This window comes from Pseudomonas sp. NUPR-002 (genome assembly GCF_056322725.1).
Genome location: NZ_CM150476.1, coordinates 1,760,141 through 1,786,006, shown reverse-complemented (window position 1 = coordinate 1,786,006; position 25,866 = coordinate 1,760,141). Strand labels below are relative to the sequence as shown.

The following is a 25,866-nucleotide window of genomic DNA, read 5'->3' as shown; positions in this document are numbered from 1 at the left end:
CCCGTTTTAACCCAAGAGGATCGCCACATGGCCACCCCACATCTGGAGTATCACCTCCTTCTGCTCGATCACCTGCGCAGCATCCTGGTTGCCCTGGGCGAAGCCGAGCAGGTTCCAGAAGAGAGCCATGCCTTGTTTCTCGAGCGATTCGATGAACTGCGCGCAGAGTTGCCGATCGACCCACTGCAAAGCCAGTACCTGGGCCAGGACCTGATGTGCCAGGTGATCCAGCGCTACCCGCAAATCGCCCACCTGGTACCACGCGACTTGCTGTGGTTCTTCGGCGGTGACTGCCTGCACTTCATGCCAGACGAAGAACTGGACATGTACCAGGCCCTGGAAGAGCGCCGCTACGAGGCCGAGCAGAACGATGAGCCGTTCGACTGGAACCAGGAAAAGCAGCTGCTGAGCATGTCGGACGACGACAGCAAGCATTGACCTGCAACGGCGGCAAGGTTGAATACCCTGCCGCCGTTAACAGTAAAAAGTCCAGACGAAAAAAAACGCCGTTCAATCGAACGGCGTTTTTTAATTGGAGCGGGAAACGAGACTCGAACTCGCGACCCCGACCTTGGCAAGGTCGTGCTCTACCAACTGAGCTATTCCCGCAATGTGAAGCAAACCGCTGTGGTGTGAACTGCCTTGAAGCGACTCACTACCCCTGTACCGTCATGAACGCCACAGTATTTAAACTGGAGCGGGAAACGAGACTCGAACTCGCGACCCCGACCTTGGCAAGGTCGTGCTCTACCAACTGAGCTATTCCCGCAATGGCGTCCCCTAGGGGACTCGAACCCCTGTTACCGCCGTGAAAGGGCGGTGTCCTAGGCCACTAGACGAAGGGGACACACTACAACTTCACTCCCTGCTGCGTTTCGCTGTGTGCTTTACGCTGCAAGTGGCGCGCATTCTATGGATGCCTGGACAAGCCGTCAACCCCTATCGATAAATTTATTTAAATCAATGACTTCCATGAGGTGAGAATCGCCCAACCCCGCCGCTTGCCAGCAGCGCCAAGGTAGCACCTTTCAATCGAGAACCGTTGAAATTGAATAGACAGGCAGGTGCAGCACGTTGAGAACTGCGCTGAGTAAACAAGAACAAGAAGAAGGAAGGAATTTCAGGCACAAAAAAAGAGGCCTTAGGCCTCTTTTTTGATCGGCTGGCGCCGATTGAATTTGGAGCGGGAAACGAGACTCGAACTCGCGACCCCGACCTTGGCAAGGTCGTGCTCTACCAACTGAGCTATTCCCGCATTGGCGTCCCCTAGGGGACTCGAACCCCTGTTACCGCCGTGAAAGGGCGGTGTCCTAGGCCACTAGACGAAGGGGACACGCTACTGCATTCACTCCCTGCCGCGTTCCGCTGTGTGCTTTACGCTGCAAGTGGCGCGCATTCTATGGAGGCTTTGACACTCCGTCAACCCCTGCCGATAAATTTATTTAAATCAATGACTTCCCGGAGCTTCGCAAGGCTCACGGCGGTTAACGGCGCCTGGTCCTTGACGTTTATTTTTTGGCGCGCCAACGGTGCCGAAACCCCAGCAGCGACGGCGCGATACAAGCAAAAGGCCATCAACGCACACTCGACAACCGCCAAACAGCTCTATCCGGCCAAAAGCGAAGTCACTACACTCAAACAGTAAATCATCCTGTATGAGGCGTTAACGGTGACACCACTTATGATCACCCTGCTTATCGTGGCGGGGATCGCGTTGTTGATTGTGATCGGCTACCTGAACAATGTGGTCGAAAACAACAAGCTCGAGCGTGCCCGGCTGAAGATCGAACTGGCCGACCGCTTGCGCCGTTGTGGCGAGATCACCGAAACCTTTCCCGGCCAGTTGATGACCCCGGCCCTAAAGCTGCTGTTAACCCGCCTCGAACTCAACCTCAATCAGCGCCAGCTGGCTCTGGATAAAAACAGCCGCGACATCCGCGCGCGGATTGCCGAACTTGAAGGCCTGATCGCCCAGGGTGAAGCACTGCCGGTGAACAACCCGCCCGCCCCTATCCAGACCGAAGCCCGGGCCAAGGACGTACGCTTTCTGTTGGAAGGCATGCACAACCAGATCACCCGTGCGGCCCACGAAGGCTTTCTGCCCACCAACGAAGCCAAGTACTGGATCAAAGAGATCCGCCACATTCTGGTACTGCTGCACATCGAGTTTTTCAACAACCTCGGCCAGCAAGCGCTGCAGCAAAACCAGCCTGGGCATGCACGCCTGGCGTTCGAACGTGGCGTTCAGTACCTGCGCAAACAGCCGGACCCGGCGGTTTACCGCGAGCAGCTTGATTACATGGAAAAACTGCTGGCCCGCGCCAATGCTCAAGTACTGAGCCAGTTGGAGCCTGCCGAGGACGAGGTCAACGAGCTGACCGAAGGTTTGAAGACCGATACCAGTGAAGACTGGAAGAAGAAGGTTATTTACGACTGACGCCGGCTGAAAGCATCGCGGGGCAAGCCCGCTCCTACAGGTTCATTACAAATCCTGTAGGAGCGGACTTGCCCCGCGATCAACCATCAGCAGTCAGTCAAACGCAAGAAGATCGCCGCCAACCGCTCCAGCCCCACCTGATCCGCCTCACTGAAGCGCGCCAGCTTCGGACTGTCCAGATCCAGCACGCCAATCAGGCGCCCGTCCTTGACCAACGGAATCACCAGCTCGCTGTTCGAGGCGCTGTCGCAGGCGATATGCCCCGGGAACGCGTGCACGTCCTCAACCCGCTGGGTTTCCCGAGTGGCTGCCGCCGCCCCGCACACACCGCGACCAAAGGCAATCCGCACACAGGCCACCTGGCCCTGGAACGGACCGAGCACCAGCTCTTCATTGCGATTCAGGTAAAAGCCTGCCCAGTTCAAGTCGTCGACCTGACTGTAGAGAAACGCCGAAAACTGTGCCGCATTGGCAATGAAATCGCGCTCGTCGGCAAACAATGCCTCCAGCTGTGCAGCCATCAGGGCGTAGCCCTCAAGGCCTGCGCCAGAAGCGTTAAGGTCAATCATTTTTTCTGCTCCAACAGTTGCAGTCCTACCCAATAGCGGGCGAACTGATAGGCACAACGGCCATTGCGGTTGCCGCGGCCAGTGGCCCAACGCACGGCGAGGATGTCCAGGGCTTCATCGCGCTGCCAGACCAGCCCGGCAGCCTCAGCCAGTTGACCGATCCAGTGCTCCACGACATTGAGGAAATGGTCCTGGGTGAATGGGTAGAACGACAGCCACAGGCCAAAACGATCAGACAAGGCAATCTTGTCTTCCACCGCTTCGTTGGGGTGCAGTTCGCCGTCAACCATCTTCCAGTTTTCGTTGTCGCTCTGCTTCTCCGGCACCAAGTGCCGACGGTTCGAAGTGGCATATAGCAGTACGTTATCCGGTGCTTGCTCCAGGGAGCCATCGAGCACGCTCTTGAGCACCCGGTAATCGCCCTCCCCCGCTTCGAACGACAGGTCATCGCAGAACAGCACAAAACGCTGCGGCAGCTTGCTCAACTGCTCCACTACCCGTGGCAGATCGGCCAGGTGATCACGTTCTATCTCGATCAGCCGCAGGCCTGCCTCAGCGTGCTCAGCCAGCAGGGCACGCACCAGTGACGACTTGCCGGTACCGCGCGAGCCCCACAGCAGCGCATGGTTGGCGGGCATGCCATCGAGGAACTGGCGGGTATTGCGCCCCAGTTGCTCGCGCTGCTGATCAACGCCGATCAGGTCTGACAGGCGCATGTCGAGGCTGACTTCCAGCGGCAACAGATAACCGCTGCGGCCATCGCGCTGCCAACGTGCGGCCAGACAGCGGCTCCAGTCGATCGGTGCACGGGGAGCCGGCAACAACGGTTCAAGACGGGCGAGCACGGTTTCGGCACGCTCCAGAAAAGCATTCAAACGAGAGTCCACAACGATTCCTCAAGACAGTTTCAAGGACAACGGCAGTGCTGAATGTGAGACAGGGCGTGCCAGCAGCGGGGCCTGATCGGCTATGCTTGCGCAGCGCACGGAAAGTGAAACTGGCTCGGGACTCATGGATATCAAGTTCACCAATCGCCTGTCCTACAAGCAAGCCCGGCTGACGGTCCTGGTCGGCTTCATCCTGGGTACATTGCTCAGTCTCATCCAGATCGGTATCGATTATGCCAGCGAAGACGCCTCTATCAACCGCGAGATGCAGGCGCTGCTGCAAATCAGCCATAACCCGGCCTCACGCATTGCCTACAACATCGACGCCGAACTGGCCCAGGAACTGACCGGCGGCCTGCTGCAATCGCCAGCGATCACCCGCGCACGCCTGATCGATAACAACGACACCGTGCTGGCCGACGTGCAGCGCCCGCGCACTGAAAGCAACTACCGCCTGTTCAGCGATTTTCTCTTCGGTGAAAGCCGAGCGTTTCAAGACCCGCTGTTCCTTAGCCATCTGCCAGACGAAAACCTCGGAACCTTGTACCTGGAGGTCGACACCTTTGCCTTTGGCAGCCGCTTTCTCAAGCGTGCCGAAATTACCTTGCTCAATGGCTTTTTCCGCAGCCTGATCCTCACCGGAATTCTGCTGACGCTGTTCTACTTCATGCTGACCAAACCGCTGGTGCGCTTGATCAGCGCCTTGGCCAACCGCGACCCGCGCCAGCCAGAGCAGTCGAAACTGTCGTTTCCACCCGGCCACGAGCATGATGAGATCGGCGTGCTGGTCAAAGTCGCCAATCAGCAGTTCGTCAGCATGGCCACTGAAATTCAGCAGCGGCGCAGTGCCGAAAATCGCCTGACCGAGTACCTTAACGAGCTGGAAAATATCGTTTCGGCACGCACCAATGAACTCAAGGCCAGCAACATCCGCCTGAGCCAGTCGAACGAAGAGCTTGAGGCCGCACGCCGCAGGGCACTGGACATGGCCCAGGCACGGGCGGCCTTTCTGGCCAATATGAGTCACGAAATCCGCACACCGCTCAACGGCCTGCTGGGCATGATCGCGCTGTCGCTGGACAGCCCGCTCAACGCCGAACAACGCCAACAGCTGTCCATCGCCCACGACTCCGGCAAAGTACTGGTGGAGCTGCTTAACGACATCCTCGACCTGTCCAAGTTCGACGCTGGCCAACTGGAGCTTGAGCGCATTCCCTTCGACCTCGGCGCGCTGGTTGAAGATACCGCCAACCTGTTATCGCAAAATACCGCCCCCAGCGTCGAGCTGACCTGCCTGATCGATCCGCAGTTTCCCAGCATGGTCCTGGGCGACCCCACGCGCGTTCGCCAGATTGTCAGCAACCTGCTGTCCAACGCGCTGAAGTTCACCCGCTTCGGTCGCGTCGATCTGCGCCTGAGTGCTCACAACGGCGGTGTGCGCCTGGATGTCTGCGACACCGGCATCGGTATTGCCCAGGACGCCCAGGCGAAAATTTTCCAGCCTTTCACTCAGGCCGGCGCAGGGATCACCCGCCAATATGGCGGTACCGGCTTGGGTTTGACACTGACCAACAACCTCTGCGAGGCCATGCAGGGCCGCCTGAGTATCAGCTCTGAAGCGGGTTTCGGCAGCCAGTTCAGCGCCGAACTGCCCCTGCCCTGCCACTCCCCGGCGGTACCTGCTGAGCGCCTGCACGGTCATATCGCCGCCTTGACCAATGCCAGCAGCGGCCTGGCCGAGCTACTGCAAAGCCTGCTTCCAGGCTGGGGGCTGGATTACCGACGCTATGACCAGGCAAACCAACTGCACGGTGCACAACCTAACCTGTTGATTACCGACGACCTGGAAAACCTGTTCAGCCTTCGCCCGCAGATTCAGGCCCCGATTCTGCTGGTCACTGCTTATGGCAACTTCCTGCCGAGCGAACAGGCCAACTGCCTGGCGCCCTTGCAGCAGCAGGCCCGGCCACTGGCGCGCAACGCCTTGTACCAAACCTTGCGGCGCGCCCTCCAAGGCGCCCACACACTCAAGCCCAATGCGCAGCACAACACGCCTGGCAGCCTGAGCCGCGCGCGCATCCTGCTGGTGGAAGACAACCCGGTGAACCAGTTGGTGGCCAAAGGCATGCTTGCCAAGCTCGGCTGTGATGTCAGCGTTGCCGCCCAGGGCGCCGAAGCGCTGGAACACCTGGAGCAGGCGCCTTTTGACCTGGTGCTGATGGACTGCAACATGCCGGTGATGGATGGCTATGAAGCCAGTCGCAAAATTCGCCAGAGCGGGCGCTGGCCGCATTTGCCCATCGTCGCCCTGACGGCCAATGCCCTCCCCGAAGAGCGCGAGCGCTGCCGGGTGGCGGGCATGAACGATTACCTGGCCAAGCCCTTTCGCCGCGAAGAGCTGCTGGCCCTGATCGACCACTGGGTACCGCTGAGCACTAGCTGAGCAGCTTCTCGATCGATGAAGTCAGCGCCTCTGGTTTGGTGCTTGGCGCAAAACGGGTGACCTTGCCACTGACCGGATCCAGCAGGAACTTGGTGAAATTCCATTTGATCTTTTCCGAGCCAAACAGGCCGGGGGCACGCTTTTTCAGCTCGACGAACAACGGATGGGCGCCCGTACCATTGACCTCGATCTTGCGAAACAGCGGAAAGCTGACACCGAAATTGCTTTCGCAGAACTGCGCAATTTCCCGGGCATCACCCGGCTCTTGCTTGCCAAACTGATTGCACGGAAAGCCCACCACCACCAGGCCGCGCTCGCGGTAGTGGCGCCAGAGCTGCTCCAGCCCCTTGTATTGCGGGGTAAACCCGCACTGGCTGGCAGTATTGACTACCAACAGTGCCTTGCCCTGGAAATCGCCCAAGGCCTTCTGTTCACCGCTCAGGGTGACGCAGGGAATGCTCAACAGTGCGTCGGCCATGACCGTTTCTCCTCTGTTAGCGTGGGACCAGGTCCAGGCAGACCGAGTTGATGCAATAGCGTAGCCCGGTCGGTGGCGGGCCGTCAGGGAATACGTGGCCCAGGTGTGCGTCGCATTGTGCGCAGGTCACTTCCGTGCGAATCATGCCGTGGGACGTGTCGCGAATTTCGATCATCGCGCTGTCCTCGATCGGCTGGTAAAAGCTCGGCCAACCGCAACCGGAGTCAAACTTGGCCGTCGAGTCGAACAGCGGCGCATTGCAGCAGATGCAGTGATAGACGCCGTCGGTTTTGCTGCTGTTGTACTTGCCGCTGAACGGCCGTTCGGTGCCCTTGAGGCGACAGACGTTGTACTGCTCCGGGTCGAGCATGGCACGCCATTCTTCCAGGGTTTTCTCTATCTTTTGCATGTGCAGGCCTCGGCAGACTAAAAACCCCGCGCTGCGTCTTTTCCACAACGCGGTCGGCACGTATATTATTGCGCCTCATCAGACATCAGTCTGGCACCCGCGTTACACGCATTTCAAACGATTTCACAGCGCAGTGCGCGGCGATCTTTTCTAATCGGGATCACATCATGCAGGTCAGCAAATCGAACAAGCTCGCCAATGTCTGCTACGACATTCGCGGCCCGGTGCTCAAGCACGCCAAGCGCCTGGAAGAGGAAGGCCATCGCATCCTCAAGCTGAACATCGGCAACCCGGCGCCCTTTGGTTTCGAAGCGCCGGACGAAATCCTCCAGGATGTGATCCGCAACCTGCCAACTGCGCAAGGCTACAGCGACTCCAAAGGCCTGTTCAGCGCGCGTAAAGCGGTGATGCAGTACTGCCAGCAGAAGCAGATCGAAGGTGTCGGCATCGAAGACATCTATCTGGGCAACGGCGTCTCCGAACTGATCGTGATGTCGATGCAGGCGCTGCTCAACAACGGCGACGAAGTGCTGATCCCGGCGCCGGACTACCCGCTGTGGACGGCTGCAGTCAGCCTGGCCGGCGGCAACCCGGTGCACTACCTGTGCGACGAACAGGCCGACTGGTTCCCCGACCTTGACGACATCAAGGCCAAGATCACCCCGAACACCAAAGCGCTGGTGATCATCAACCCGAACAACCCGACCGGTGCGGTGTACTCGCGCGAACTGCTGCTGGGCATGCTGGAGCTGGCACGCCAGCACAACCTGGTGGTGTTCTCCGACGAGATCTACGACAAGATTCTCTACGATGAAGCCGTGCACATCAGCACCGCATCGCTGGCCCCTGACCTGCTCTGCCTGACCTTCAACGGCCTGTCGAAATCCTACCGGGTCGCGGGCTTCCGTTCCGGCTGGCTGATCATCTCCGGGCCCAAGCAGCACGCCCAGAGCTATATCGAAGGCATCGACATGCTGGCCAACATGCGCCTGTGCGCCAACGTGCCGAGCCAGCATGCCATCCAGACCGCCCTGGGCGGCTACCAGAGCATCAATGACCTGGTACTGCCCAATGGCCGCCTGCTCGAACAGCGCAACCGCACCTGGGAGCTGCTCAACAGCATTCCCGGCGTCAGCTGCGTCAAACCTATGGGAGCGCTTTATGCCTTCCCACGAATCGACCCCAAGGTCTGCCCGATCCACAACGACGAAAAGTTCGTACTCGACCTGCTACTGTCGGAAAAATTGTTGATCGTGCAAGGCACCGCCTTCAACTGGCCGTGGCCCGATCACTTCCGCGTAGTCACCCTGCCGCGGGTCGACGACCTCGAGCAGGCCATCGGCCGCATCGGAAACTTCCTGAAAACCTATCAGCAGTAACCTGCAGTCGGTTGAGAAAGCCTGCGTCGCTTCCGGCGCAGGTCCTTCAGATTAATTACCGCCTCTGTAAGACCTCGCCTACCTGACGTGCGAGTTGACGGAATTCGGCTGTAATACAGAGAAGTACACAGTTTGAAATAGTCGCCCGGTTGAATCACTGAAGCCCGCGCCTTATATACCCCGCATACGTGACATTTTTATCCGTCAGGAGACCGTAACAACCATGATGCGCATCTTACTGTTTGTAGCCACCAACCTTGCGGTTGTGCTGATTGCCAGCATTACCTTGAGCCTGTTCGGCTTCAATGGGTTCATGGCGGCAAACGGGGTTGACCTCAAACTCGACCAGTTGCTGATTTTCTGCGCCGTGTTCGGCTTTGCCGGCTCGCTGATTTCGCTGTTCATCTCCAAGTGGATGGCGAAAATGAGCACCGGTACGCAGATCATCAGCCAGCCGCGCACTCGCCACGAGCAGTGGCTGCTGCAAACGGTCGAAGAGCTCTCCCGTGAAGCTGGCATCAAAATGCCGGAAGTGGGCATCTTCCCGGCCTACGAGGCCAACGCCTTTGCCACCGGCTGGAACCGCAACGACGCTCTGGTCGCCGTAAGCCAGGGCCTGCTGGAGCGTTTCTCGCCCGATGAAGTGCGCGCGGTACTGGCCCACGAAATCGGCCACGTCGCCAATGGCGACATGGTCACCCTGGCGCTGGTACAGGGCGTGGTCAACACCTTCGTGATGTTCTTCGCCCGGATCATCGGTAACTTTGTCGACAAGGTGATCTTCAAAAACGAAGAAGGCCAGGGCATTGCCTACTACATCGCGACCATCGTCGCCGAGCTGGTACTGGGTATTCTGGCCAGCATCATCGTCATGTGGTTCTCGCGTAAACGCGAATACCGTGCTGACGAAGCCGGTGCCCGCCTGGCTGGCACCAATGCCATGATCGGCGCCCTGCAGCGCCTGCGTTCGGAACAAGGCGTGCCTGTGCACATGCCCGACACGCTGAACGCCTTTGGCATCAACGGCGGCCTCAAGCAAGGCCTGGCTGGCTTGCTGATGAGCCACCCGCCGCTGGAAGACCGCATCGAAGCACTGCGCCGTCGCGGCTAAGTCTTACGGCAACGAAAACGGGCGACCTCAGGGTCGCCCTTTTTTTGCTCTATTGGTTATTCGAACTGGCTCGGTAGGAGCGGGCTTGCCTCGCGAGGCGGTGTGGCAGATGGACCGCTATCGCGGGGCAAGCCCGCTCCCACCTTGACCAATTAGCGCTGCAGACTGTAGGCCCGCTCAAACAGATGCGTAGCACCGGCCTGCTTAAATTTTGGGCTCGACTCCAGCACATCGTGTGCCGCTAGCTCAACAGGATGCCAACTGGCGAGCAATGCCTGAACCTCCGCATCCGTCACGGCAAAAGGTGGCCCGTCGATCTGCGACTGATCGTAGTCGAGCGTAATCAACAGCCCCTTGACCGAGGCAGGCAGTATTGCCTGCAAATGCGCGACATAGCGCTGGCGCATATCCGCCGGCAACGCGATCAGCGCCGCACGGTCATACAACGCGCTGCAACCACTGACGTCCTCAGCGCTCAAGGCGAAAAAATCACCGCAATAGATTTCGATATCCTCACAGCGAAACACCTTGAAGGCGCCCTTCTGCGTCACCTGCGGCTGCAACTGATGTTCGCTGAAGAAGTCTTCCACCGCCTTCTCGGACAGCTCCACACCCACTACCTGCAGCCCTTGCCCAGCCAACCAGAGCATGTCGAGGCTTTTGCCACACAATGGCACCAATACCCGCTCTCCCGCCGCCACCGCCAATGCTGGCCAGTACTGCTGCAAGTAGGCATTGACCTGCGACTGATGAAAGCCGATCTGATTACTGTTCCAGCGTGAATGCCAAAAATCCGCCTGCATGCTTCACCTCAATAAATTCGATCAAAAGCTGCGAAAACTTATATTAGATTTAGATCTATGTTGTGCCTGAAGATGGGCCCATCTTAACGTCAGGAATGCTCCTATGCTGCCCAGCCTGTTTATTTCTCATGGCTCCCCCATGCTCGCCCTGGCGCCGGGCGCCAGTGGCCCGGCCCTGAAGCGTCTGGCCGCCGAGCTGGATCGGCCGAAAGCCATTATCGTGGTTTCGGCGCACTGGGAAAGCCGTGAGCTGCTGGTCTCCAGCAGCCCGCAACCGCAAACCTGGCACGACTTCGGCGGCTTCCCGGCAGCGCTGTACGCCGTGCAATACCCGGCCCCCGGTGACCCTGCCCTGGCCCAGCGCATCAGCGAATTGCTCTGCGCTGCCGGCCTGCCTGCGCGCCTCGACCCGCAACGCCCGTTTGACCACGGCACCTGGGTGCCACTGTCATTGATGTACCCCAAGGCCGATATTCCAGTGGTGCAGGTTTCCCTGCCTACCCAACTTGGCCCGCAATTGCAGGAGCTGGTAGGCCGAGCGCTTATCGGTTTGCGTGAACAAGGCATCCTGCTGGTCGGCTCCGGCAGCATCACCCACAACCTCGGCGAACTGGACTGGCACGCCGGCCCGGAAAGCATCGAGCCCTGGGCCCTGGCGTTTCGCGACTGGATGATCGAGAAGCTGCAGGCAGGCGACACAGCGGCTCTGCATGATTACCGGCAGCAAGCACCCTTTGCCGTACGCAGCCATCCGAGCGATGAGCATTTGCTGCCGCTGTACTTTGCACGGGGCGCTGGCGAACATTTCGGAATCGTCCACCAAGGCTTCACGATGGGAGCGCTGGGGATGGACATATACCGCTTTGACTAACCTCACCTGTAGGAGCGGCGGTGCGGCGACCCGACTTGCCCCGCGATTGCGGTGTGTCAGTAAAAATCGTATCGCGGGGCAAGTCGGGTCGCCGCACCGCCGCTCCTACAGGCCCATCAGGCAGACAAAAAAAATCCCCGACTCGGTCGGGGATTTTTTTTTAACGCTCGCGGATCAATCTTCGCGGTAGCGGCGCAGCTTCAGCTGCTTACCGGCAACACGGGTATCCTTGAGCTTGGCCAGCAGACGCTCCAGACCTTCTTCCGGCAGCTCGACCAGGCTGAAGCTGTCGCGCACCTGGATGCGGCCGATAGCTTCGCGGGCCAGGCCGCCTTCATTGAGGATGGCGCCGAGCAGGTTCTTGGCGGCGATACCATCACGCGCACCCAGCGCGGTACGGCAGCGAGCACGGCCTTCAGCCAGCGGCATTGGTGCACGACGCTCACGCTCGCCACGCTCTGGACGATCACCGCCAGTACGCTCACGCGGGGTGTAGGTCGGAACCAGCGGCTGCTCTTTCTCGACGGCTTCCAGGGTCAGGGCCTGACCGTTGGTGGCCTTGCGCAGCAGGGCTGCGGCCAGGGCACGCGGGCTGCAACCGATGTCGGCAGTCAGGCGATCGAGCAGATCACCGTGGGTCGACTCAGCGTCGCCAACCAGCGGCGCCAGGCTGCTGGTCAGTTTCTTGATGCGTGCATCAAGAACGGCCTGGGCATTTGGCAGACGAACTTCGGCAACCTTCTGACCGGTCACACGCTCGATCACTTGCAGCATGCGGCGCTCACGCGGGGTGACCAGCAGCAGTGCACGACCTTCACGACCCGCACGGCCGGTACGGCCGATACGGTGAACGTAGGATTCCGGATCGTACGGCATGTCAACGTTGAACACGTGAGTGATGCGCGGTACGTCAAGACCACGAGCAGCAACGTCGGTGGCGACGACGATGTCCAGGCGGCCATCCTTGAGCGAGTCGATGACGCGCTCACGCTGGTTCTGGGCAATGTCACCGTTCAGCGCAGCGGCTTTGTAGCCTTTGGCTTCCAGGGCGCTGGCCAGGTCCAGAGTGGCTTGCTTGGTACGCACGAAGGCGATCAACGCGTCGAACTCTTCGACTTCCAGCAAACGCAGAACAGCGGAAACCTTCTGGTCGGCATGGACCATCAGGTGGGCTTGTTCGATAGCGGTTACGGTCTGGGTCTTGGTCTGGATCTTGACGTGCTTTGGATCACGCAGGTGACGCTCAGCGATAGCGCGGATCGAGGCTGGCAGAGTAGCCGAGAACAGCACGGTCTGACGGGTTTCCGGCATGGCCTTGAAGATCACTTCGAGGTCGTCCATGAAGCCCAGTTTGAGCATTTCGTCGGCTTCGTCGAGCACCAGGTGATTGACGGTAGCCAGGACCTTCTCGTCGCGACGCAGGTGGTCGCACAGACGGCCAGGGGTAGCCACGACGATTTGCGCGCCGTTGCGGATTGCTTTGAGTTGTGGGCCCATTGGGGCACCACCGTATACGGCCACTACGGTTACGCCTGGCATTTGCTTGGCGTAGGTTTCGAATGCAGTGGCTACTTGCAGCGCCAACTCACGGGTTGGCGCCAGGATCAGGGCTTGCGGCTCGCGCTTGCTCGGGTCGATACGGTTCAGGATAGGCAGTGCGAAGGCAGCGGTTTTACCGGTACCTGTCTGTGCCTGACCGATCATGTCGTGACCAGCAAGAATAATCGGGATCGATTGCTGCTGAATGGCTGAAGGCTCTTCGTAGCCGGTAGCCAGTACTGCAGCAACAATGCTCGGATGAAGATCGAGAGCGGCGAAGCCGCCGGTTTCCTGGGTCATGGGTCTGCCTCTAAGTGCATCCGCAAAGACCCATGCTCCAAAGCTGCACATGCCTTGTAAGACCCGAAGGTCACCCTGGCAGCTTTGTCGGCGGGGATTTGCGAAAACGATTGAAGAAAAAAAGGAACGTCAGGGAGAGTCCGCGGGGCGGACGCGCAACCGAAGCTGGCTTCGGGGAATTGCACTACCTAAACGAGGTCCGGTAAAAGACCGGCGCGTACTATACCTGAATTCGCAAATCACGGGAGATTTTTTTATCGCAACACGCCTACGTCAGGCCGCGTTGCTACGGGCCTGGGTGGGTGAGTCTGCAGGCGGCTGAATCGATTTTCTTGCGCCTGCTCTAGCACGCGGCTCAGGTGGCCGGGCGAATCGCGCCGATCAGTGGCTGCAGCGAGTAACCCAGACGTGGCGCCAGGGCCTGCGCACGCGCGTTGAGGCCGTCCATGTCCAGGACCTGATCGAGATCGGCCGGCACCAAAACGATGACATTGCCTTCTTTGACCGGCAGTTCCCAATAGTGGCGATGATAAAGACCGCGCAACAACGCGGCCCCCAGCGGCTTGCCGTCATCGCTGGCCCACTGGTTGATCACCAGCCAGCCACCAGGGTTCAAGCGCTTCTGGCAGTCTTCCAGGAACTGCCATGCCAGGTGTGCAGCGTTCGGACCATGATCGGTGTACAGATCGACGAAGATCAGATCGGCCGGTTCCGCGCTATTGAGCAGCTCCATTGCATCGCCAATGCGAATGTACAGGCGCGGGTCGTCATCCAGCCCCAGGTACTCGATGGCCAGGCGCGGCACATCGGGGCGCAGTTCAATGGCCTCGACGTCTTCCAGCGGCAGGAACTTCAGGCACGCCTGGGTCAGGGTGCCAGCGCCCAGGCCAAGGAACAGCGCACTTTCAGGCGCTTCATGGCACAGCGCGCCAATCAACATGGCGCGGGTATAGTCGTATTCCAGCCAGCTGGGGTCGGCAGTGAACACACAGCTCTGCTCGATGGCGTCGCCGAATTCGAGAAAGCGGTAGTCCTCGACTTCCAGCACACTGATGGTGCCGTACTGATCCTGTACCCGGGCCAGCACCCGCTCTACCCGTTCCACTGTCATGCTGTCTCCCGGCTCGCGCCGCTGCCCCAGGCAAAAACCGCCATTGTCCGTCAATGGCGCCAGTGCAACAAGGCATGCCGCAACTGTTAACATGGCAGACAGCCCACTTACGATCAGATCGAGCCTGTAATGAACCGACCCTGGAGCCCTGACAGCTGGCGCGCCCTGCCGATCCAGCAACAACCGACCTACCCCGACGCGGCACATTTGCTCAAGGTCGAACAGACTTTGGCCAGCTATCCGCCGCTGGTCTTCGCTGGCGAAGCGCGAGAGCTGCGCCGCCAGTTTGCCGAAGTCACTCAGGGCCGGGCGTTTCTCTTACAAGGCGGCGACTGCGCAGAAAGCTTCGCCGAGTTTTCTGCCGCGAAAATCCGCGACACGTTCAAAGTACTGCTGCAAATGGCCATCGTCATGACCTTTGCCGCCGGTTGTCCGGTCGTGAAGGTGGGGCGCATGGCCGGGCAATTTGCCAAGCCACGCTCAGCCGGCGATGAAACCATTGCCGGGGTGACCCTGCCGGCCTACCGCGGCGACATCGTCAACGGCATCGGCTTTGACTCAAAGAGCCGCGTACCGGACCCAGAGCGCCTGCTGCAGGCCTATCACCAGTCCACCGCCAGCCTGAACCTGCTGCGCGCCTTCGCCCAGGGCGGTTTTGCCGACCTGCACCAGGTGCACAAATGGAACCTGGACTTCATCGCCAACTCGGCGCTGGCAGAAAAATACAGCCAATTGGCTGACCGCATCGACGAAACCCTGGCCTTCATGCGCGCCTGCGGCATGGACAGTTCGCCGCAACTGCGCGAAACCAGCTTCTTCACCGCCCACGAAGCGCTGCTGTTGAACTATGAAGAGGCCTTCGTACGCCGCGACAGCCTGACCAACGACTACTACGACTGCTCCGCGCACATGCTGTGGATTGGCGACCGTACTCGTCAGCTTGATGGCGCCCACGTGGAGTTCCTGCGCGGGGTCAACAACCCGATTGGCGTCAAAGTCGGGCCGAGCATGAACACCGAGGAACTCATCCGCCTGATCGATGTGCTCAACCCGGACAACGACCCCGGCCGCCTGAACCTGATTGTGCGCATGGGCGCCGACAAGGTTGGCGAACATTTGCCGGCGCTGATCCAGAGCGTTGAACGCGAAGGCCGCAAGGTGCTGTGGAGCTCGGACCCGATGCATGGCAACACCATCAAGGCCAGCAGCGGTTACAAGACCCGCGATTTCGCGCAGATCCTCAGCGAGGTCAAACAGTTCTTCCAGGTGCATCAGGCCGAAGGCAGCCATGCCGGCGGTATTCACATCGAAATGACCGGGCAGAATGTCACCGAATGCATCGGTGGTGCGCGGCCGATCACCGAAGACGCCCTGTCTGACCGCTACCACACCCACTGTGACCCGCGGATGAACGCCGATCAGTCACTGGAACTGGCCTTCCTGATCGCCGAAACGCTCAAGCAAGTGCGCCGCTGACCGCACTGCCTGCCAGCGCCACACGCAAGCGTGCGGCGCTGGAGCGCGGGCACTCAAGCTGTACTCGACTCAGACCAAGCCAGGCCGCCATTTGCCACAGGCTATCGGCCAACGCCTGCATCCCGGCGTCATCAAGCCCCTGCACTTCCTCATGCAGCGCATGAATCAGCAAACACGCGCTGGCCCGCTCGGCGCGCAAGTCCACGCGCGCTGCAATGCGCTCGTTGTGCAGAAACGGCAAGACGTAATAGCCGTACACCCGCTTGTGGGCCGGGGTATAAATTTCCAGGCGGTAGCGAAAATCGAACAGCCGCTCGGTGCGTTCGCGTTGCCACACCAATGAATCGAATGGCGACAGCAACGCACTGCTGACGACTTTGCGCGGCATTCGGACTTCGTTGAGGCAATAGGCTGGTTGCGCCCACCCCTGAACCGAGCAGGTCTGCAATTGCCCCTCCTCAACCAGCTCGGCCAGCCGTGCCTGGCTGTCGGCCGGGCTCAAGCGATAGTAGTCGCGCAGATCCTTTTCCGTAGCGACGCCCAGCGCCTTGGCCGCCTGCAGTAGCAAACCGCGCTGAGCTTCTGCCTCATCCAGCAACGGCTGCTGCAGCAACGCTGCCGGCAACACCCGCTCCGGCAAGTCATACAAACGCTCAAAGCCACGCCGCCCGGCCACCGTTACCAGCCCCGCAGCGAACAACCACTCCAGCGCATGCTTTTCCGCGCTCCAGTCCCACCAGGGACCGGCACGTTCTGTCCGAGTCGACAGACTGCCTGCCCCCAACGCGCCCTGCGCGGTGACAGCAGCCAGCACGCGAGCGATGGTCGCTTGCTGTTCCCGACCAAATCGCGCCAGCTGTTGATAAATCCCCTGCCCTTCACGCGCACGCTGCATGCGCCAGCGCAGTAGCGGATAAAGCTGCAAGGGCAACAGCGAGGCCTCATGACCCCAGTATTCAAAGAGTTTACGCTGACGCCTGGAGCCCCAGGCGATCTGATCAAGCAAGGCCTGTGGATAACTACCCAGGCGGGAAAACAGCGGCAGGTAATGCGAACGCACCAAGGCATTGACCGAATCGATCTGCACCACGCCCAGGCGCTCGATCAAACGCTGCAGGTGAGTGCCGTTCACGCTTGACCGAGGCCCGGCGCCTGCCAGACCCTGGGCCGACAACACCAGCCGACGCGCCTGCAGCATGGAAAAGGATTGTGTGGTGGGCATGCCCGACTCCTTCAGAACAAGCCCACTCAAGGTAGCCGCGACGCCTGCAGCGCGCGACTCATTTTTTCAGCGGGTCATCCCAGAATGGCCGCTCCACTTCCTGCAAGATATCAACACGGCTCATACCGATATCGTGCAGCGCGGCATCACTCAGACGCGCCAGTTCCATACGTTGCTGATGCAACTGCCACCAGCGCGCAAACTGCCGGACAACTTCCTGAACCAGGTGCGGCTGGAAATCCATCGGGACCTGCGATTTCTGACCTTTCATCGTCTTGCCCTCCGTGTGGGATGACGACAGTGTCAGGCCGGGCCTAAAATCAATCCAACGAATGTTTCTTATGTCATACATCTAGGGGATTGATGCATTGTCCCAGTATCAGAGTATCGACTCCGAGGTGCTGCGCACCTTCGTCGCGATTGCCGAACATGGCGGTTTTACGCGTGCCGGCGAAGTGGTCAACCGCACTCAGTCGGCGGTGAGCATGCAGATGAAACGCCTGGAAGAAGACATCATTCAACGCCAGCTGTTCGAGCGTGACGGCCGCCAAGTGCGCCTGACCGCCGAGGGCCAAGTGTTGCTCAGTTATGCCCGGCGCATCCTCAAGCTGCATGGTGAGGTGATCAATACACTGCGTATGCCCCATATGGTCGGCACGGTGCGCATCGGCACACCCGACGACTATGCCATGCGCTTTCTGCCCGGCATCCTCTCCAGCTTCGCCCAGGCCTATCCGCTGATTCAGGTAGAGGTGCACTGCGAAAGCTCGCGCCAATTGATGCAGCGTCAGGATCTGGACATGACCATTGTCACCTGCGAGCCCGGCCATGAAGTCGGCCAATTACTGCGCCGGGAACGTGCGGTGTGGGTGCAGGCACAAGGTTTTTGCCCGCACGAACACCAGCCCTTGCCACTTGCAGTGTTCAATACCGATTGCTGCTGCCGCACCTGGGCCTGCAATGCCCTGGACACGATCGGCAAGGAATACCGCATTGCCTATACCAGCGCCAGCACACCCGCGATCATGGCGGTGGTCAGCGCCGGGCTGGCAGTCACTGCTCAATTGCAGAGTCTGATCACCAACGACCTACGCATTATTGGTGAAGCAGAAGGCCTGCCTGAGCTGCCGACGGCAAGCATCATGCTGCTACGCAACCACAGCAATCAGTCGCAGATGACCGATTGCATGGCTGACTACATTGCCGAAGGCTTCAAATCTTGAAGGCCAGCATCGCCGCGCAAATTACGAGAAATCCACAAAACAGTGAACGCAGGACTTTTTCCGGCAAGGCATGCGCCAGCTTCACGCCCCAACTGATGCTCAGCAAACCGCCAATGGCCAACGGAATGCCCATGCTCCATTGCACATGCTGGTGAATGCCGTAGGTCATCAGCGTCACCGCTGTGCTTGGCGCGGCCAAGGCCAGCGAGAGCCCTTGAGCAACCACTTGGGTGGTGCCAAAGACACTGGTCAGGATCGGCGTTGCCACCACCGCTCCGCCCACGCCAAACAAACCGCCCAACACCCCGGCACCACCGCCCAGCACCCCGAGCCACGGCCAGGGATGGCGTAGCTCGCTACTCGGTTGCGCCTTGCGCATGAACATCCGCGCCAGGTTCCATGCTGCCAGAGCCACCAGAAACACCACGAACCCCATGCGCATCGACTGCGCATCGATACCGACAGCCCAGATCGAACCGAGCCAGGCAAAGATGAAGCTGGCAGCCGCCAGTGGCAGCGCATGCCGCAATTCGATGCGATTGCGCTGGTGGTAGCGCCACAGCGCCAGCAACACGTTAGGCACCACCATCACCAGTGCAGTGCCCTGGGCAAGCTGCTGGTCGAGACCGAACAACACGCCAAGGGCCGGAATGGCGATCAGGCCACCGCCGATGCCAAACAAACCACCCACGGTGCCCAGTGCTGCGCCCAGCGCGATGTACATTGCCCACTCAATCATTGCTGCCTCTCACCGAAAACCAATGGGCGCATGCTACCGAGCCAGTGCTAGCGGGGAAACGCATAGCAACGCACAATGGCTTTGCCATTTACGCACAAGCAGACCACGCGAAATGAACCCTGACACCCTCACCGAGCAACTCAGCCTGTTCCTCGACGTGCTGGAGACCGGCAGCTTTTCCGCCACCGCCCGGCGCCATCCGCTGACCCCTTCTGCCGTTGCCCGGCGTATCGACACGCTGGAGAGTGCCGTTGGCAGCCGCCTGTTCGTGCGCAGTACGCACGCGGTGCGCCCTACCCCGGCTGGTAATGCATTTGCTGAACGCGCCCGGCGCATCGTGGAAGAATTACGCCTGGCCCGCGCCGAAGCAGTGTCATTGAGTAATGCCCCTGAAGGGCTGATCCGCATCGATGCCCCCGCAGCGTTCGGTCGTCGGCATTTGGCCCCGGCGATTGCCGACTTTCTGGTGGCCTACCCCGGGCTGGATGTGCAGTTGCGCCTGATCGACAGTTTTGTCGACCTGCACGGCTCGCACTTGGGAGAAGTCGATCTGGTGTTGCGCGCCGGGCCATTGGCCGATACCCGCCTGGTGGCCACGCCGCTGGCCTACATGGTCCGTATTGCCTGTGCCAGCCCTGCTTACCTGGCCGCCCGCGGCGTTCCCAGCAGTCCCGCCGAACTCCCTGAGCACGACGGCCTGGACTGGGATGGCCTGGCGCCTCCGTTTGCCTGGCGCTTTGCCGTTGACGGCCAGTTGCGCCTGTATCGCCCCACCCGAATGCGCATGAGCGCCAACAATGCCGAGACGTTGCTGTTCGGGGCGCTGGCCGGCCTGGGCATTGCTCACTTGCCCACCTGGCTGATCAGCGACTACCTGCTGCGCGGCGAATTGCTGCCGCTGTTCTGCGAACAGGGCCTGCCCGCTGCCGAGTCCAGCGGAATTTATGCCTTGCGCCTGGAACACGAAACGAACTCTCGCAGCCGTTTGCTACTCGAATTCCTCAAGAGCCGCTTCAGCCCCGTACCGCCTTGGGATCTGGCCTTGCAAAGCGAGCTGCGCTGGTCATCCTCGTGCTAATGAACAGCGTGCTAAATTCAAAGGACTCAACGAAATAAAGGATGTGCATGAACGCCGCGAAAAACCCTGCCCTGTGCGATGAGCTGTTGCTGGATAACCAAGTGTGCTTCGCCCTGTACTCGACATCGCTGCTGATGACCAAAGTCTACAAGCCGCTGCTGCAGCAACTCGGACTGACTTATCCACAGTATCTGGCAATGCTGGTGCTATGGGAAAAGGATGGCCTGACTGTCGGTGAAATCAGCCAGCGCCTGCTGACCGATCCGGGCTCGCTCACCCCACTGCTCAAACGCCTGGAAGCAGAAGGCCTGCTCAAACGCACCCGCAGCCGGGAAGACGAGCGGGTTGTACAGGTGCACCTGAGCGACCAGGGGCGCGCCCTGCAAGACCGCGCCAAGAACGTTCCGCAGTGCATTCTGGCGGCCAGCGGCGAAAGCCTGGCGCGCCTGCAACACTTGCAGGCGGAGCTGTTGGAACTGCGCACCAACCTGCAGAAAAGCCTCTGACAGCTATGCTGTGAATGACCGTTTGTAAGCTGGTCGAAATTTATCTTGCGCGCAAAATAATTGCGCACTAAGTTAAACCCCGTACCCACTCAGCGCTGCGGCGCAACATACAAGCGAGGCTCAACATGCAAAAGGTCACTCCGCTGTACATTGCTGAAGCCAAGTCCACCGGTGGTCGCGACGGCAGCTCGCGCTCCAGCGACGGTAAACTCGAAGTCAAACTGAGTACGCCCAAAGAACTGGGCGGCGCTGGCGGTGACGGCACCAACCCCGAACAACTGTTTGCTGCAGGCTATTCGGCCTGCTTTATCGGCGCCCTGAAGTTCGTTGCCGGCCAGCAGAAAAAAGCCCTGCCTGCCGACAGCTCGATTACCGCCAAGGTCGGTATCGGCCAGATCCCGGGCGGGTTCGGCCTGGATATCGACCTGCACATCGCCCTGCCGGGCCTGCAGCAGGCGGATGCGCAGGCGCTGGTGGATGCTGCTCACCTGGTTTGCCCATACTCCAACGCCACCCGCGGCAACGTTGACGTTCGCCTGCACGTGACGGTCTGAGGCTGAGTCCCGGACATAAAAAAACCCGGCCAAGGCCGGGTTTTTTCTGGGCGCCAGGAATTACTTCTTGGAACGGCCTTTGAAGCTGTTGTCGCGAGTGTCGATGTCGATCCACTCGTCGATCTGGATGAAGTCAGCAACGCTGATTTCAGTGCCGTTTTTCAGCTTGGCAGGTTTCATGACCTTGCCCGAGGTGTCGCCGCGAGCAGCGTTCTCGGTGTAAACAACCTGACGGCTGATGGTGGTCGGCAGTTCAACCGAAACCAGACGGCCTTCGAAGAAGACTGCTTCGCAGACGTCTTCCATGCCTTCTTCGATGTACGGCAGAACGGCTTCGAGGTCTTCAGCGTTCAGTTCGTACATGGTGTAGTCGGTGGTGTCCATGAAGGTGTAGGAGTCACCGCTGATGAACGACAGGGTCGCTTCTTTGCGATCCAGGATCACGTCGTCCAGCTTGTCGTCCGCACCGTAAACGGTTTCGGTCTTGTAGCCGGTCAGCAGGTTCTTCAGCTTGGTCTTCATGATCGCGCTGTTACGGCCCGACTTGGTGAATTCAGCTTTCTGGACCAGCCAAGGGTCGTTGTCGATCCGCAGTACGGTACCGGGTTTCAGTTCTTTACCAGTTTTCATCGCGAGATATCCGAATTTGGATGGATTTACAAAAATCGAGGCCGCGTATCATAGCGAATTTCGGTAAAACTGTACCAGCGCCGTGGCAAGGTCCGGCTGAGCGGCCTGTGCGGTGGCCCAATGGCGGGCGTGGCGGTCGAGTTCGTCCCAGTGTTCAAGCACCTGTTGCCAGGCCTGGCCCATGTCGCGATCCATGTTCCAGGCGCGCCACAAATCGACAATCGCCGCTTGGGCTGACGGCGAAAGCCCCACTACGTAGTGATCGAGAAACGCTTCGAGCTTTTCCCAATGGGCATACTCTTCCTGCACATAGATGTGCCAGAGCAACGGCCGCCCTGCCCATTGCGCGCGGACGAACGAATCCTCACCACGCACGGCGTTGAAGTCGCAGCTCCAGAGCAACTGGTCATACTCGTCCTGGCTGACAAAAGGCAGAATCTGCACGGTCAGCGCACCCCGTGTGAGCACACGGCCCACCTGCATCTCGCCGTCGCCCAGCCACGCCTGCACGTCTGCCAGAATCCGTCCCTCAGGTACCAGCAGGTGATTGCTTCGAGAATCGGCGGCCAACGCGTCGAGCCAACTGGCCAGGCTGGCATTTTCGTAAGCAAACAGCGAAATCAAACGGGCGCCATCGGCCGGAACTACGCCCAGATGCTGAAGAAATGCCGTGCGCGCGGCGGGGTCTTGCTCGAAGGTTTCGCGCCGCGCCAGCAGTGTGGCCTCGCGGAGCAAGCCACCGGTCTTGGGGGTAAAACCTGGAAAGAAAAACACTTTGCGCAGGCCGTTGGGTTGCGGTGAAGGCAAACCATGACAGCCTTCCACCCAGTTTTCAGCGCTCAGGTACTCAAGATTCAGCCACAGCGGCGGGCGCGGGCAATCGAGCATTGCCTGCACATAATCGGCCGGCAACTGACAGGCAAAAGCGCCGATGACTACATCTGCTACTGACGTTTCCTGCCAGTCCGCTAGCCAGTGGCACACCTCTACGCCCTGCTGCCATTGACGCGGCGCCTGGGCGTCAGCCTCTGGGCAGATACGCGCGAAGGCGTTGAGATCATCCACCCACAGGCGCACCGCCATTCCCTGCTCGGCCACCAGTTGCCGGGCCAGGCGCCACGTCACGCCGATGTCGCCGTAGTTATCAACGACACAACAGAAGATGTCCCAGTCAGCTTTCATAGCTGGCCTCTTGGAAAAAGTGCCAATTGTCCGGGGAAATCATCGCAGACAAAAGCACACTGCGAAAAAAACCTGCAACGCCATGCCACAATAGAATCCTGTGCCCTGGCCAGGAGGCCATCATGCCCCGCCCTCGCGAACTGAAGATCACCCTCAAACCACTCCAGTTGATTGTGTGCATTGCCCTGGGCCTTTGGTTCGGTGCCCTGGCGATCGCCTTGAGCCTGTGGCTGGCCTGGCGCTTTGTGCCGGAGACAGTGCAACCCTTGAGCCAGGTACTGATCCCGCCTGTCGCAGCACCAGCCCCAGGCGCCGAGCAGCAGAGCCAGATGTTCGAGCAGTACAAACAAATTTTGCGCAACCAGGAACTGCAGCAGGCCGAGGATCAGGCTGAAAGCAGCGTCCGTAATCTGTCCAATCCCAAATGCCAGTTCTGGTTGCAACAAAACCGCACGGCACCAACCGAAAAGAGCCGCGCCCTTGTCCTTGAATTCTGTCACTAGCACCATGAACAAAGCCGACTTGCTGCAACGCATCATCGACACCCTGAGCTTCGATCTCGACGTGGCCCAACGCGCTGCGCAAACCGCTTATGAAGCGGCCACGGCCGAAGAAAACATCGCCGAAAACAAATACGACACCCTGGGCCTGGAAGCGTCGTACCTTGCCACCGGGCAGGCCCGACGGATGGAAGAAATTCGCCAGGCACGCGCGGCCTACCAGCAACTGGTGCTGCGCGACTACGATGCCAGCCGCGGTATTCAACTCAGCAATCTGGTAACCCTGGAAGCCGAGAATGGCAGCTGTCAGCAGCTGTTTCTAGGCCCTGAAGGTGCAGGCCTGAAGATCGGTCAGGGTGAACAGTTGGTGACCGTGATTACACCGCGCTCGCCGCTGGGGCAGTGCTTGCTGGGCAAGGTCGAAGATGAGGAAGTCAGCCTGGTGCTCGGCGGCGTGCGCCAGGATTACCTGGTGCTGCAAGTCCGGTAGAAGCGGCGGTGACATGTCAGTGATATCCGGAAGCCAAGGCGTTGAAACGCTGCGCCAATCCCTGGGCGGCAAACTGCTCGACGATGAAATCGATAAACGCTCGGGTCTTGCCCGGCAACAGTTTGTGCTCGGCGTAATACAGGCAGATGTTGCCATCATCCACATACCAATCCGGCAGCACCCGCACCAGGCTGCCCGCCTGCAGGTAGGGCACCGCAAACGGCATGCTCACCAAGGCCACGCCCAAGCCCTGCTGTGCCACCGCACAGGCGGCCTCGGAATCGCTCATGGTCATGCGCTGGCGAATAGTCAGGGGGCTCTGCTCCTGTTGGCGGTTGGTCAGCGGCCAGGAGCGCACCCGCCCGGTCTGCGGTGAGCGGATCAGAATACCGTCCAGCGCCTGCAGGTCGGCCGGCTGCAGTATCGCCGGGTGCTGTGCAAGGAACGCAGGGGCAGCCACCAGAATCCGGTGCGCTGGGGTCAGTTTGCGCGCAACAACGCCCTGGGGCAGGTCAAAACCGCCGCCAATCGCCGCATCGAAACCCTGGCCAATCAAATCGACCTGCCGATTATCAAAATGCCAATCGGGGCTGATCGCAGGGTAACGATCAAGAAATTCAGCCAGCAACGGCACGATGTACAACCGCCCGAACACCGTGCCCATGCTGACTTTCAAAGTGCCGACGGGTTGACCTTCGGCGCTGGCGAGGTTGGCCATGGCGTGCTGGATGGTCTGGAAGCTACTGGCCACCTCGCCCAGAAAGCGCTGACCGGCTTCGGTCAGGGTCAGGCGCCGGGTGCTGCGCTGAAACAAGCGCACGCCCAGACGCTGCTCCAGGCGGGCGACATTTTTCCCCACCGCTGCAGGCGTCAGACTCAGGCGCCGCGCGGCTTCTGCAAAACTGCCCACTTCCGCGCTACGCACGAAGCATTCGATGCTGCTGAACGATTCCACACCCGTGATTCCATACTTTTGGTTTACACAGACTATAGCGATTACTGGCTTATCAGAAGGTAATCCAGCGCCGATACTGAGCTCCATCCAAGGCATCGGGCCTTGTTCTTTCTGGAGCACAGCATGTCACATCAAGCCCGCCTCACCGGCAAAGTGGCCCTGGTTCAGGGTGGATCACGCGGCATCGGCGCAGCCATCGTCAAACGCCTGGCCGCCGAAGGCGCCCGTGTTGCCTTCACCTACGCCAGCGCCACGGCGCAAGCTCAAGCGTTACAACAGAGCATCGTTGACGCCGGTGGCAAAGCCCTGGCCATCCAGGCCGACAGCGCCGATGCCAGCGCCGTGCAACAAGCCGTGGAGCACACGGTCGAGGCCTTTGGCGGCCTGGACATTCTGGTCAACAACGCTGGTGTACTGGCCGTTGCCCCGCTGCTGGAGTTCAACCTCGACGACTTCGACCGTACCCTGGCCGTCAACGTGCGCAGCGTGTTCGTCGCCAGCCAGGCCGCAGCCCGGCACATGGGCCAAGGCGGGCGGATCATCAACATCGGCAGCACCAACGCCGAGCGCATGCCCTTTGCCGGTGGCGGCCCGTACGCCATGAGCAAATCGGCTCTGGTGGGGCTGACCCGCGGCCTGGCCCGTGATCTCGGCCCCCTGGGCATCACCATCAATAACGTGCAGCCCGGCCCGGTTGACACTGACATGAACCCTGCTCATGGCGAATTTGCCGAGAGCCTGATGGGCTACATGGCGGTGGGGCGATACGGTGAAGTCGAAGAAATTGCCGGTTTCGTCGCTTACCTGGCGAGCCCCGAGGCGGCCTATATCACCGGCGCCAGCCTGACGATCGACGGCGGCTTTGCCGCCTGACACACCGCCCCGGACGGCCCTGACTGTGTGAGATCATCTCGACACAGGCCCGGGCCGCCGGAGCTGATGTTGATACATTGGCATCCCGCCAGCACATTTCC

The 25,866-nt window shown here is 60.1% G+C and carries 27 protein-coding genes and 5 tRNA genes; 14 read left to right on the top strand and 18 right to left on the bottom strand.

What is annotated here, in order from left to right; translation table 11 throughout:
• Positions 1-27 precede the first annotated feature (27 nt).
• Complete coding sequence (locus ACVWSC_RS08320) at positions 28-438, top strand: PA2817 family protein (protein WP_133210873.1); 411 nt, start codon at positions 28-30, stop codon at positions 436-438.
• Positions 439-533: 95 nt separating this feature from the next.
• Here the strand turns inward: ACVWSC_RS08320 and ACVWSC_RS08315 are convergent.
• From ACVWSC_RS08315 to ACVWSC_RS08295, 5 genes are all read right to left on the bottom strand, one after another.
• Positions 534-609, bottom strand: a tRNA-Gly gene (locus ACVWSC_RS08315).
• 84 nt (positions 610-693) lie between these two features.
• Positions 694-769: transfer RNA gene (locus ACVWSC_RS08310), tRNA-Gly, on the bottom strand.
• Positions 770-771: 2 nt separating this feature from the next.
• Positions 772-847 (bottom strand) — tRNA-Glu (locus tag ACVWSC_RS08305).
• A gap of 332 nt (positions 848-1,179) precedes the next feature.
• Positions 1,180-1,255, bottom strand: a tRNA-Gly gene (locus ACVWSC_RS08300).
• Between the two features lie 2 nt (positions 1,256-1,257).
• Positions 1,258-1,333: transfer RNA gene (locus ACVWSC_RS08295), tRNA-Glu, on the bottom strand.
• Between the two features lie 336 nt (positions 1,334-1,669).
• Here ACVWSC_RS08295 and ACVWSC_RS08290 point away from each other — a divergent pair.
• Positions 1,670-2,437, top strand: a complete 768-nt coding sequence (locus tag ACVWSC_RS08290; RefSeq protein WP_442113132.1) for a hypothetical protein — start codon at positions 1,670-1,672, stop codon at positions 2,435-2,437.
• An 86-nt stretch (positions 2,438-2,523) separates the two neighbouring features.
• Here ACVWSC_RS08290 and ACVWSC_RS08285 read toward each other — a convergent pair whose 3' ends face one another.
• Positions 2,524-3,006 carry a GAF domain-containing protein gene (locus ACVWSC_RS08285; protein ID WP_442113130.1) on the bottom strand — a complete coding sequence of 161 codons (483 nt, stop codon included), beginning with the start codon at positions 3,004-3,006 and terminating at the stop codon, positions 2,524-2,526.
• On the bottom strand, positions 3,003-3,893 hold the full coding sequence (locus ACVWSC_RS08280; protein WP_442113128.1) for an ATP-binding protein: 891 nt from the start codon (positions 3,891-3,893) through the stop codon (positions 3,003-3,005). The genes ACVWSC_RS08285 and ACVWSC_RS08280 overlap by 4 nt, the downstream gene beginning before the upstream one ends.
• A gap of 82 nt (positions 3,894-3,975) precedes the next feature.
• On the opposite strand from ACVWSC_RS08280, the gene ACVWSC_RS08275 reads away from it, so the two are divergent.
• Positions 3,976-6,336 carry a response regulator gene (locus ACVWSC_RS08275; RefSeq protein WP_442113126.1) on the top strand — a complete coding sequence of 787 codons (2,361 nt, stop codon included), beginning with the start codon at positions 3,976-3,978 and terminating at the stop codon, positions 6,334-6,336.
• On the opposite strand, the gene ACVWSC_RS08270 is transcribed toward ACVWSC_RS08275, so the two are convergent.
• Positions 6,329-6,814 (bottom strand): glutathione peroxidase, encoded by a 486-nt coding sequence (locus ACVWSC_RS08270; protein WP_442113124.1) that lies wholly within the window; start codon positions 6,812-6,814, stop codon positions 6,329-6,331. The genes ACVWSC_RS08275 and ACVWSC_RS08270 overlap by 8 nt on opposite strands.
• Before the next feature lie 16 nt (positions 6,815-6,830).
• Positions 6,831-7,223: a peptide-methionine (R)-S-oxide reductase MsrB gene (msrB, locus tag ACVWSC_RS08265; RefSeq protein WP_442113122.1), complete on the bottom strand. Its 393-nt coding sequence runs from the start codon at positions 7,221-7,223 to the stop codon at positions 6,831-6,833.
• A 167-nt stretch (positions 7,224-7,390) separates the two neighbouring features.
• Here msrB and ACVWSC_RS08260 point away from each other — a divergent pair, with 167 nt between their 5' ends.
• Positions 7,391-8,602, top strand: coding sequence for a pyridoxal phosphate-dependent aminotransferase (locus ACVWSC_RS08260; RefSeq protein ID WP_133210859.1), 1,212 nt, complete (start codon positions 7,391-7,393; stop codon positions 8,600-8,602).
• A gap of 223 nt (positions 8,603-8,825) precedes the next feature.
• Positions 8,826-9,713, top strand: coding sequence for a protease HtpX (htpX, locus tag ACVWSC_RS08255; protein ID WP_130265684.1), 888 nt, complete (start codon positions 8,826-8,828; stop codon positions 9,711-9,713).
• 152 nt (positions 9,714-9,865) lie between these two features.
• Here htpX and ACVWSC_RS08250 read toward each other — a convergent pair whose 3' ends face one another.
• Positions 9,866-10,516, bottom strand: coding sequence for a thiopurine S-methyltransferase (locus ACVWSC_RS08250; protein WP_442113119.1), 651 nt, complete (start codon positions 10,514-10,516; stop codon positions 9,866-9,868).
• A 103-nt stretch (positions 10,517-10,619) separates the two neighbouring features.
• Between ACVWSC_RS08250 and ACVWSC_RS08245 the strand changes: the two genes are divergently transcribed.
• A complete protein-coding gene (locus ACVWSC_RS08245; RefSeq protein ID WP_442113117.1) occupies positions 10,620-11,387 on the top strand; it encodes a DODA-type extradiol aromatic ring-opening family dioxygenase in 768 nt (255 codons plus the stop codon).
• A 174-nt stretch (positions 11,388-11,561) separates the two neighbouring features.
• Here the strand turns inward: ACVWSC_RS08245 and ACVWSC_RS08240 are convergent, their stop codons facing one another.
• A complete protein-coding gene (locus ACVWSC_RS08240; RefSeq protein WP_476461725.1) occupies positions 11,562-13,226 on the bottom strand; it encodes a DEAD/DEAH box helicase in 1,665 nt (554 codons plus the stop codon).
• Between the two features lie 355 nt (positions 13,227-13,581).
• On the bottom strand, positions 13,582-14,337 hold the full coding sequence (locus ACVWSC_RS08235) for a spermidine synthase (protein WP_442113115.1): 756 nt from the start codon (positions 14,335-14,337) through the stop codon (positions 13,582-13,584).
• 129 nt (positions 14,338-14,466) lie between these two features.
• Here ACVWSC_RS08235 and ACVWSC_RS08230 point away from each other — a divergent pair, with 129 nt between their 5' ends.
• Positions 14,467-15,813, top strand: coding sequence for a class II 3-deoxy-7-phosphoheptulonate synthase (locus ACVWSC_RS08230; RefSeq protein ID WP_442113113.1), 1,347 nt, complete (start codon positions 14,467-14,469; stop codon positions 15,811-15,813).
• Here ACVWSC_RS08230 and ACVWSC_RS08225 read toward each other — a convergent pair.
• Together ACVWSC_RS08225 and ACVWSC_RS08220 are read right to left on the bottom strand one after the other, a co-directional pair.
• Entirely contained in the window at positions 15,794-17,035 is a 1,242-nt protein-coding gene (locus ACVWSC_RS08225) for a winged helix-turn-helix domain-containing protein (protein WP_442113111.1), read from the bottom strand. The genes ACVWSC_RS08230 and ACVWSC_RS08225 overlap by 20 nt on opposite strands.
• 58 nt (positions 17,036-17,093) lie before the next feature.
• Positions 17,094-17,306, bottom strand: coding sequence for a DUF1127 domain-containing protein (locus ACVWSC_RS08220; RefSeq protein ID WP_442113109.1), 213 nt, complete (start codon positions 17,304-17,306; stop codon positions 17,094-17,096).
• Positions 17,307-17,403: 97 nt separating this feature from the next.
• Between ACVWSC_RS08220 and ACVWSC_RS08215 the strand changes: the two genes are divergently transcribed.
• Positions 17,404-18,258, top strand: coding sequence for a LysR substrate-binding domain-containing protein (locus ACVWSC_RS08215; RefSeq protein WP_442113107.1), 855 nt, complete (start codon positions 17,404-17,406; stop codon positions 18,256-18,258).
• Here the strand turns inward: ACVWSC_RS08215 and ACVWSC_RS08210 are convergent.
• On the bottom strand, positions 18,248-18,997 hold the full coding sequence (locus tag ACVWSC_RS08210; RefSeq protein WP_442113105.1) for a sulfite exporter TauE/SafE family protein: 750 nt from the start codon (positions 18,995-18,997) through the stop codon (positions 18,248-18,250). The two genes, ACVWSC_RS08215 and ACVWSC_RS08210, sit on opposite strands and share 11 nt — an antisense overlap.
• Before the next feature lie 112 nt (positions 18,998-19,109).
• On the opposite strand from ACVWSC_RS08210, the gene ACVWSC_RS08205 reads away from it, so the two are divergent.
• The 3 genes from ACVWSC_RS08205 to ACVWSC_RS08195 all read left to right on the top strand — a co-directional run bounded on the left by ACVWSC_RS08205 (position 19,110) and on the right by ACVWSC_RS08195 (position 21,135).
• Positions 19,110-20,075, top strand: coding sequence for a LysR family transcriptional regulator (locus tag ACVWSC_RS08205; protein WP_442113103.1), 966 nt, complete (start codon positions 19,110-19,112; stop codon positions 20,073-20,075).
• A 47-nt stretch (positions 20,076-20,122) separates the two neighbouring features.
• Entirely contained in the window at positions 20,123-20,581 is a 459-nt protein-coding gene (locus ACVWSC_RS08200) for a MarR family winged helix-turn-helix transcriptional regulator (RefSeq protein WP_442113101.1), read from the top strand.
• Positions 20,582-20,706: 125 nt separating this feature from the next.
• Positions 20,707-21,135 carry an organic hydroperoxide resistance protein gene (locus ACVWSC_RS08195; protein WP_442113099.1) on the top strand — a complete coding sequence of 143 codons (429 nt, stop codon included), beginning with the start codon at positions 20,707-20,709 and terminating at the stop codon, positions 21,133-21,135.
• 60 nt (positions 21,136-21,195) lie between these two features.
• On the opposite strand, the gene efp is transcribed toward ACVWSC_RS08195, so the two are convergent.
• Both efp and earP read right to left on the bottom strand, forming a co-directional pair.
• The gene (efp, locus tag ACVWSC_RS08190; RefSeq protein WP_442113097.1) at positions 21,196-21,765 is read right to left on the bottom strand and encodes an elongation factor P; all 570 of its coding nucleotides are present in this window, start codon (positions 21,763-21,765) and stop codon (positions 21,196-21,198) included.
• A gap of 48 nt (positions 21,766-21,813) precedes the next feature.
• The gene (gene earP / locus ACVWSC_RS08185) at positions 21,814-22,947 is read right to left on the bottom strand and encodes an elongation factor P maturation arginine rhamnosyltransferase EarP (RefSeq protein ID WP_442113095.1); all 1,134 of its coding nucleotides are present in this window, start codon (positions 22,945-22,947) and stop codon (positions 21,814-21,816) included.
• A gap of 122 nt (positions 22,948-23,069) precedes the next feature.
• On the opposite strand from earP, the gene ACVWSC_RS08180 reads away from it, so the two are divergent.
• Together ACVWSC_RS08180 and ACVWSC_RS08175 are read left to right on the top strand one after the other, a co-directional pair.
• Positions 23,070-23,450, top strand: a complete 381-nt coding sequence (locus tag ACVWSC_RS08180) for a hypothetical protein (RefSeq protein ID WP_442113093.1) — start codon at positions 23,070-23,072, stop codon at positions 23,448-23,450.
• A 4-nt stretch (positions 23,451-23,454) separates the two neighbouring features.
• The gene (locus ACVWSC_RS08175) at positions 23,455-23,937 is read left to right on the top strand and encodes a GreA/GreB family elongation factor (protein WP_442114274.1); all 483 of its coding nucleotides are present in this window, start codon (positions 23,455-23,457) and stop codon (positions 23,935-23,937) included.
• Between the two features lie 16 nt (positions 23,938-23,953).
• On the opposite strand, the gene ACVWSC_RS08170 is transcribed toward ACVWSC_RS08175, so the two are convergent.
• Positions 23,954-24,892, bottom strand: coding sequence for a LysR family transcriptional regulator (locus tag ACVWSC_RS08170; RefSeq protein ID WP_442113091.1), 939 nt, complete (start codon positions 24,890-24,892; stop codon positions 23,954-23,956).
• Positions 24,893-25,015: 123 nt separating this feature from the next.
• Here ACVWSC_RS08170 and ACVWSC_RS08165 point away from each other — a divergent pair, with 123 nt between their 5' ends.
• Positions 25,016-25,765 (top strand): 3-oxoacyl-ACP reductase family protein, encoded by a 750-nt coding sequence (locus ACVWSC_RS08165; RefSeq protein ID WP_442113089.1) that lies wholly within the window; start codon positions 25,016-25,018, stop codon positions 25,763-25,765.
• Positions 25,766-25,866: the final 101 nt, after the last annotated feature.

Coding starts and splice junctions, on each gene's coding strand:
- ACVWSC_RS08165 (WP_442113089.1), top strand. CDS start 25,016: ATGTCACATCAAGCCCGCCTCACCGGCAAAGTGGCCCTGGTTCAGGGT.
- ACVWSC_RS08240 (WP_476461725.1), bottom strand. CDS start 13,226: ATGACCCAGGAAACCGGCGGCTTCGCCGCTCTCGATCTTCATCCGAGC.
- ACVWSC_RS08235 (WP_442113115.1), bottom strand. CDS start 14,337: ATGACAGTGGAACGGGTAGAGCGGGTGCTGGCCCGGGTACAGGATCAG.
- msrB (WP_442113122.1), bottom strand. CDS start 7,223: ATGCAAAAGATAGAGAAAACCCTGGAAGAATGGCGTGCCATGCTCGAC.
- ACVWSC_RS08200 (WP_442113101.1), top strand. CDS start 20,123: ATGAACGCCGCGAAAAACCCTGCCCTGTGCGATGAGCTGTTGCTGGAT.
- ACVWSC_RS08220 (WP_442113109.1), bottom strand. CDS start 17,306: ATGAAAGGTCAGAAATCGCAGGTCCCGATGGATTTCCAGCCGCACCTG.
- earP (WP_442113095.1), bottom strand. CDS start 22,947: ATGAAAGCTGACTGGGACATCTTCTGTTGTGTCGTTGATAACTACGGC.
- ACVWSC_RS08245 (WP_442113117.1), top strand. CDS start 10,620: ATGCTGCCCAGCCTGTTTATTTCTCATGGCTCCCCCATGCTCGCCCTG.
- ACVWSC_RS08225 (WP_442113111.1), bottom strand. CDS start 17,035: ATGCCCACCACACAATCCTTTTCCATGCTGCAGGCGCGTCGGCTGGTG.
- ACVWSC_RS08230 (WP_442113113.1), top strand. CDS start 14,467: ATGAACCGACCCTGGAGCCCTGACAGCTGGCGCGCCCTGCCGATCCAG.
- ACVWSC_RS08275 (WP_442113126.1), top strand. CDS start 3,976: ATGCTTGCGCAGCGCACGGAAAGTGAAACTGGCTCGGGACTCATGGAT.
- ACVWSC_RS08270 (WP_442113124.1), bottom strand. CDS start 6,814: ATGGCCGACGCACTGTTGAGCATTCCCTGCGTCACCCTGAGCGGTGAA.
- ACVWSC_RS08180 (WP_442113093.1), top strand. CDS start 23,070: ATGCCCCGCCCTCGCGAACTGAAGATCACCCTCAAACCACTCCAGTTG.
- ACVWSC_RS08195 (WP_442113099.1), top strand. CDS start 20,707: ATGCAAAAGGTCACTCCGCTGTACATTGCTGAAGCCAAGTCCACCGGT.
- ACVWSC_RS08175 (WP_442114274.1), top strand. CDS start 23,455: ATGAACAAAGCCGACTTGCTGCAACGCATCATCGACACCCTGAGCTTC.
- ACVWSC_RS08260 (WP_133210859.1), top strand. CDS start 7,391: ATGCAGGTCAGCAAATCGAACAAGCTCGCCAATGTCTGCTACGACATT.
- ACVWSC_RS08285 (WP_442113130.1), bottom strand. CDS start 3,006: ATGATTGACCTTAACGCTTCTGGCGCAGGCCTTGAGGGCTACGCCCTG.
- ACVWSC_RS08250 (WP_442113119.1), bottom strand. CDS start 10,516: ATGCAGGCGGATTTTTGGCATTCACGCTGGAACAGTAATCAGATCGGC.
- ACVWSC_RS08210 (WP_442113105.1), bottom strand. CDS start 18,997: ATGATTGAGTGGGCAATGTACATCGCGCTGGGCGCAGCACTGGGCACC.
- ACVWSC_RS08205 (WP_442113103.1), top strand. CDS start 19,110: ATGAACCCTGACACCCTCACCGAGCAACTCAGCCTGTTCCTCGACGTG.
- htpX (WP_130265684.1), top strand. CDS start 8,826: ATGATGCGCATCTTACTGTTTGTAGCCACCAACCTTGCGGTTGTGCTG.
- efp (WP_442113097.1), bottom strand. CDS start 21,765: ATGAAAACTGGTAAAGAACTGAAACCCGGTACCGTACTGCGGATCGAC.
- ACVWSC_RS08320 (WP_133210873.1), top strand. CDS start 28: ATGGCCACCCCACATCTGGAGTATCACCTCCTTCTGCTCGATCACCTG.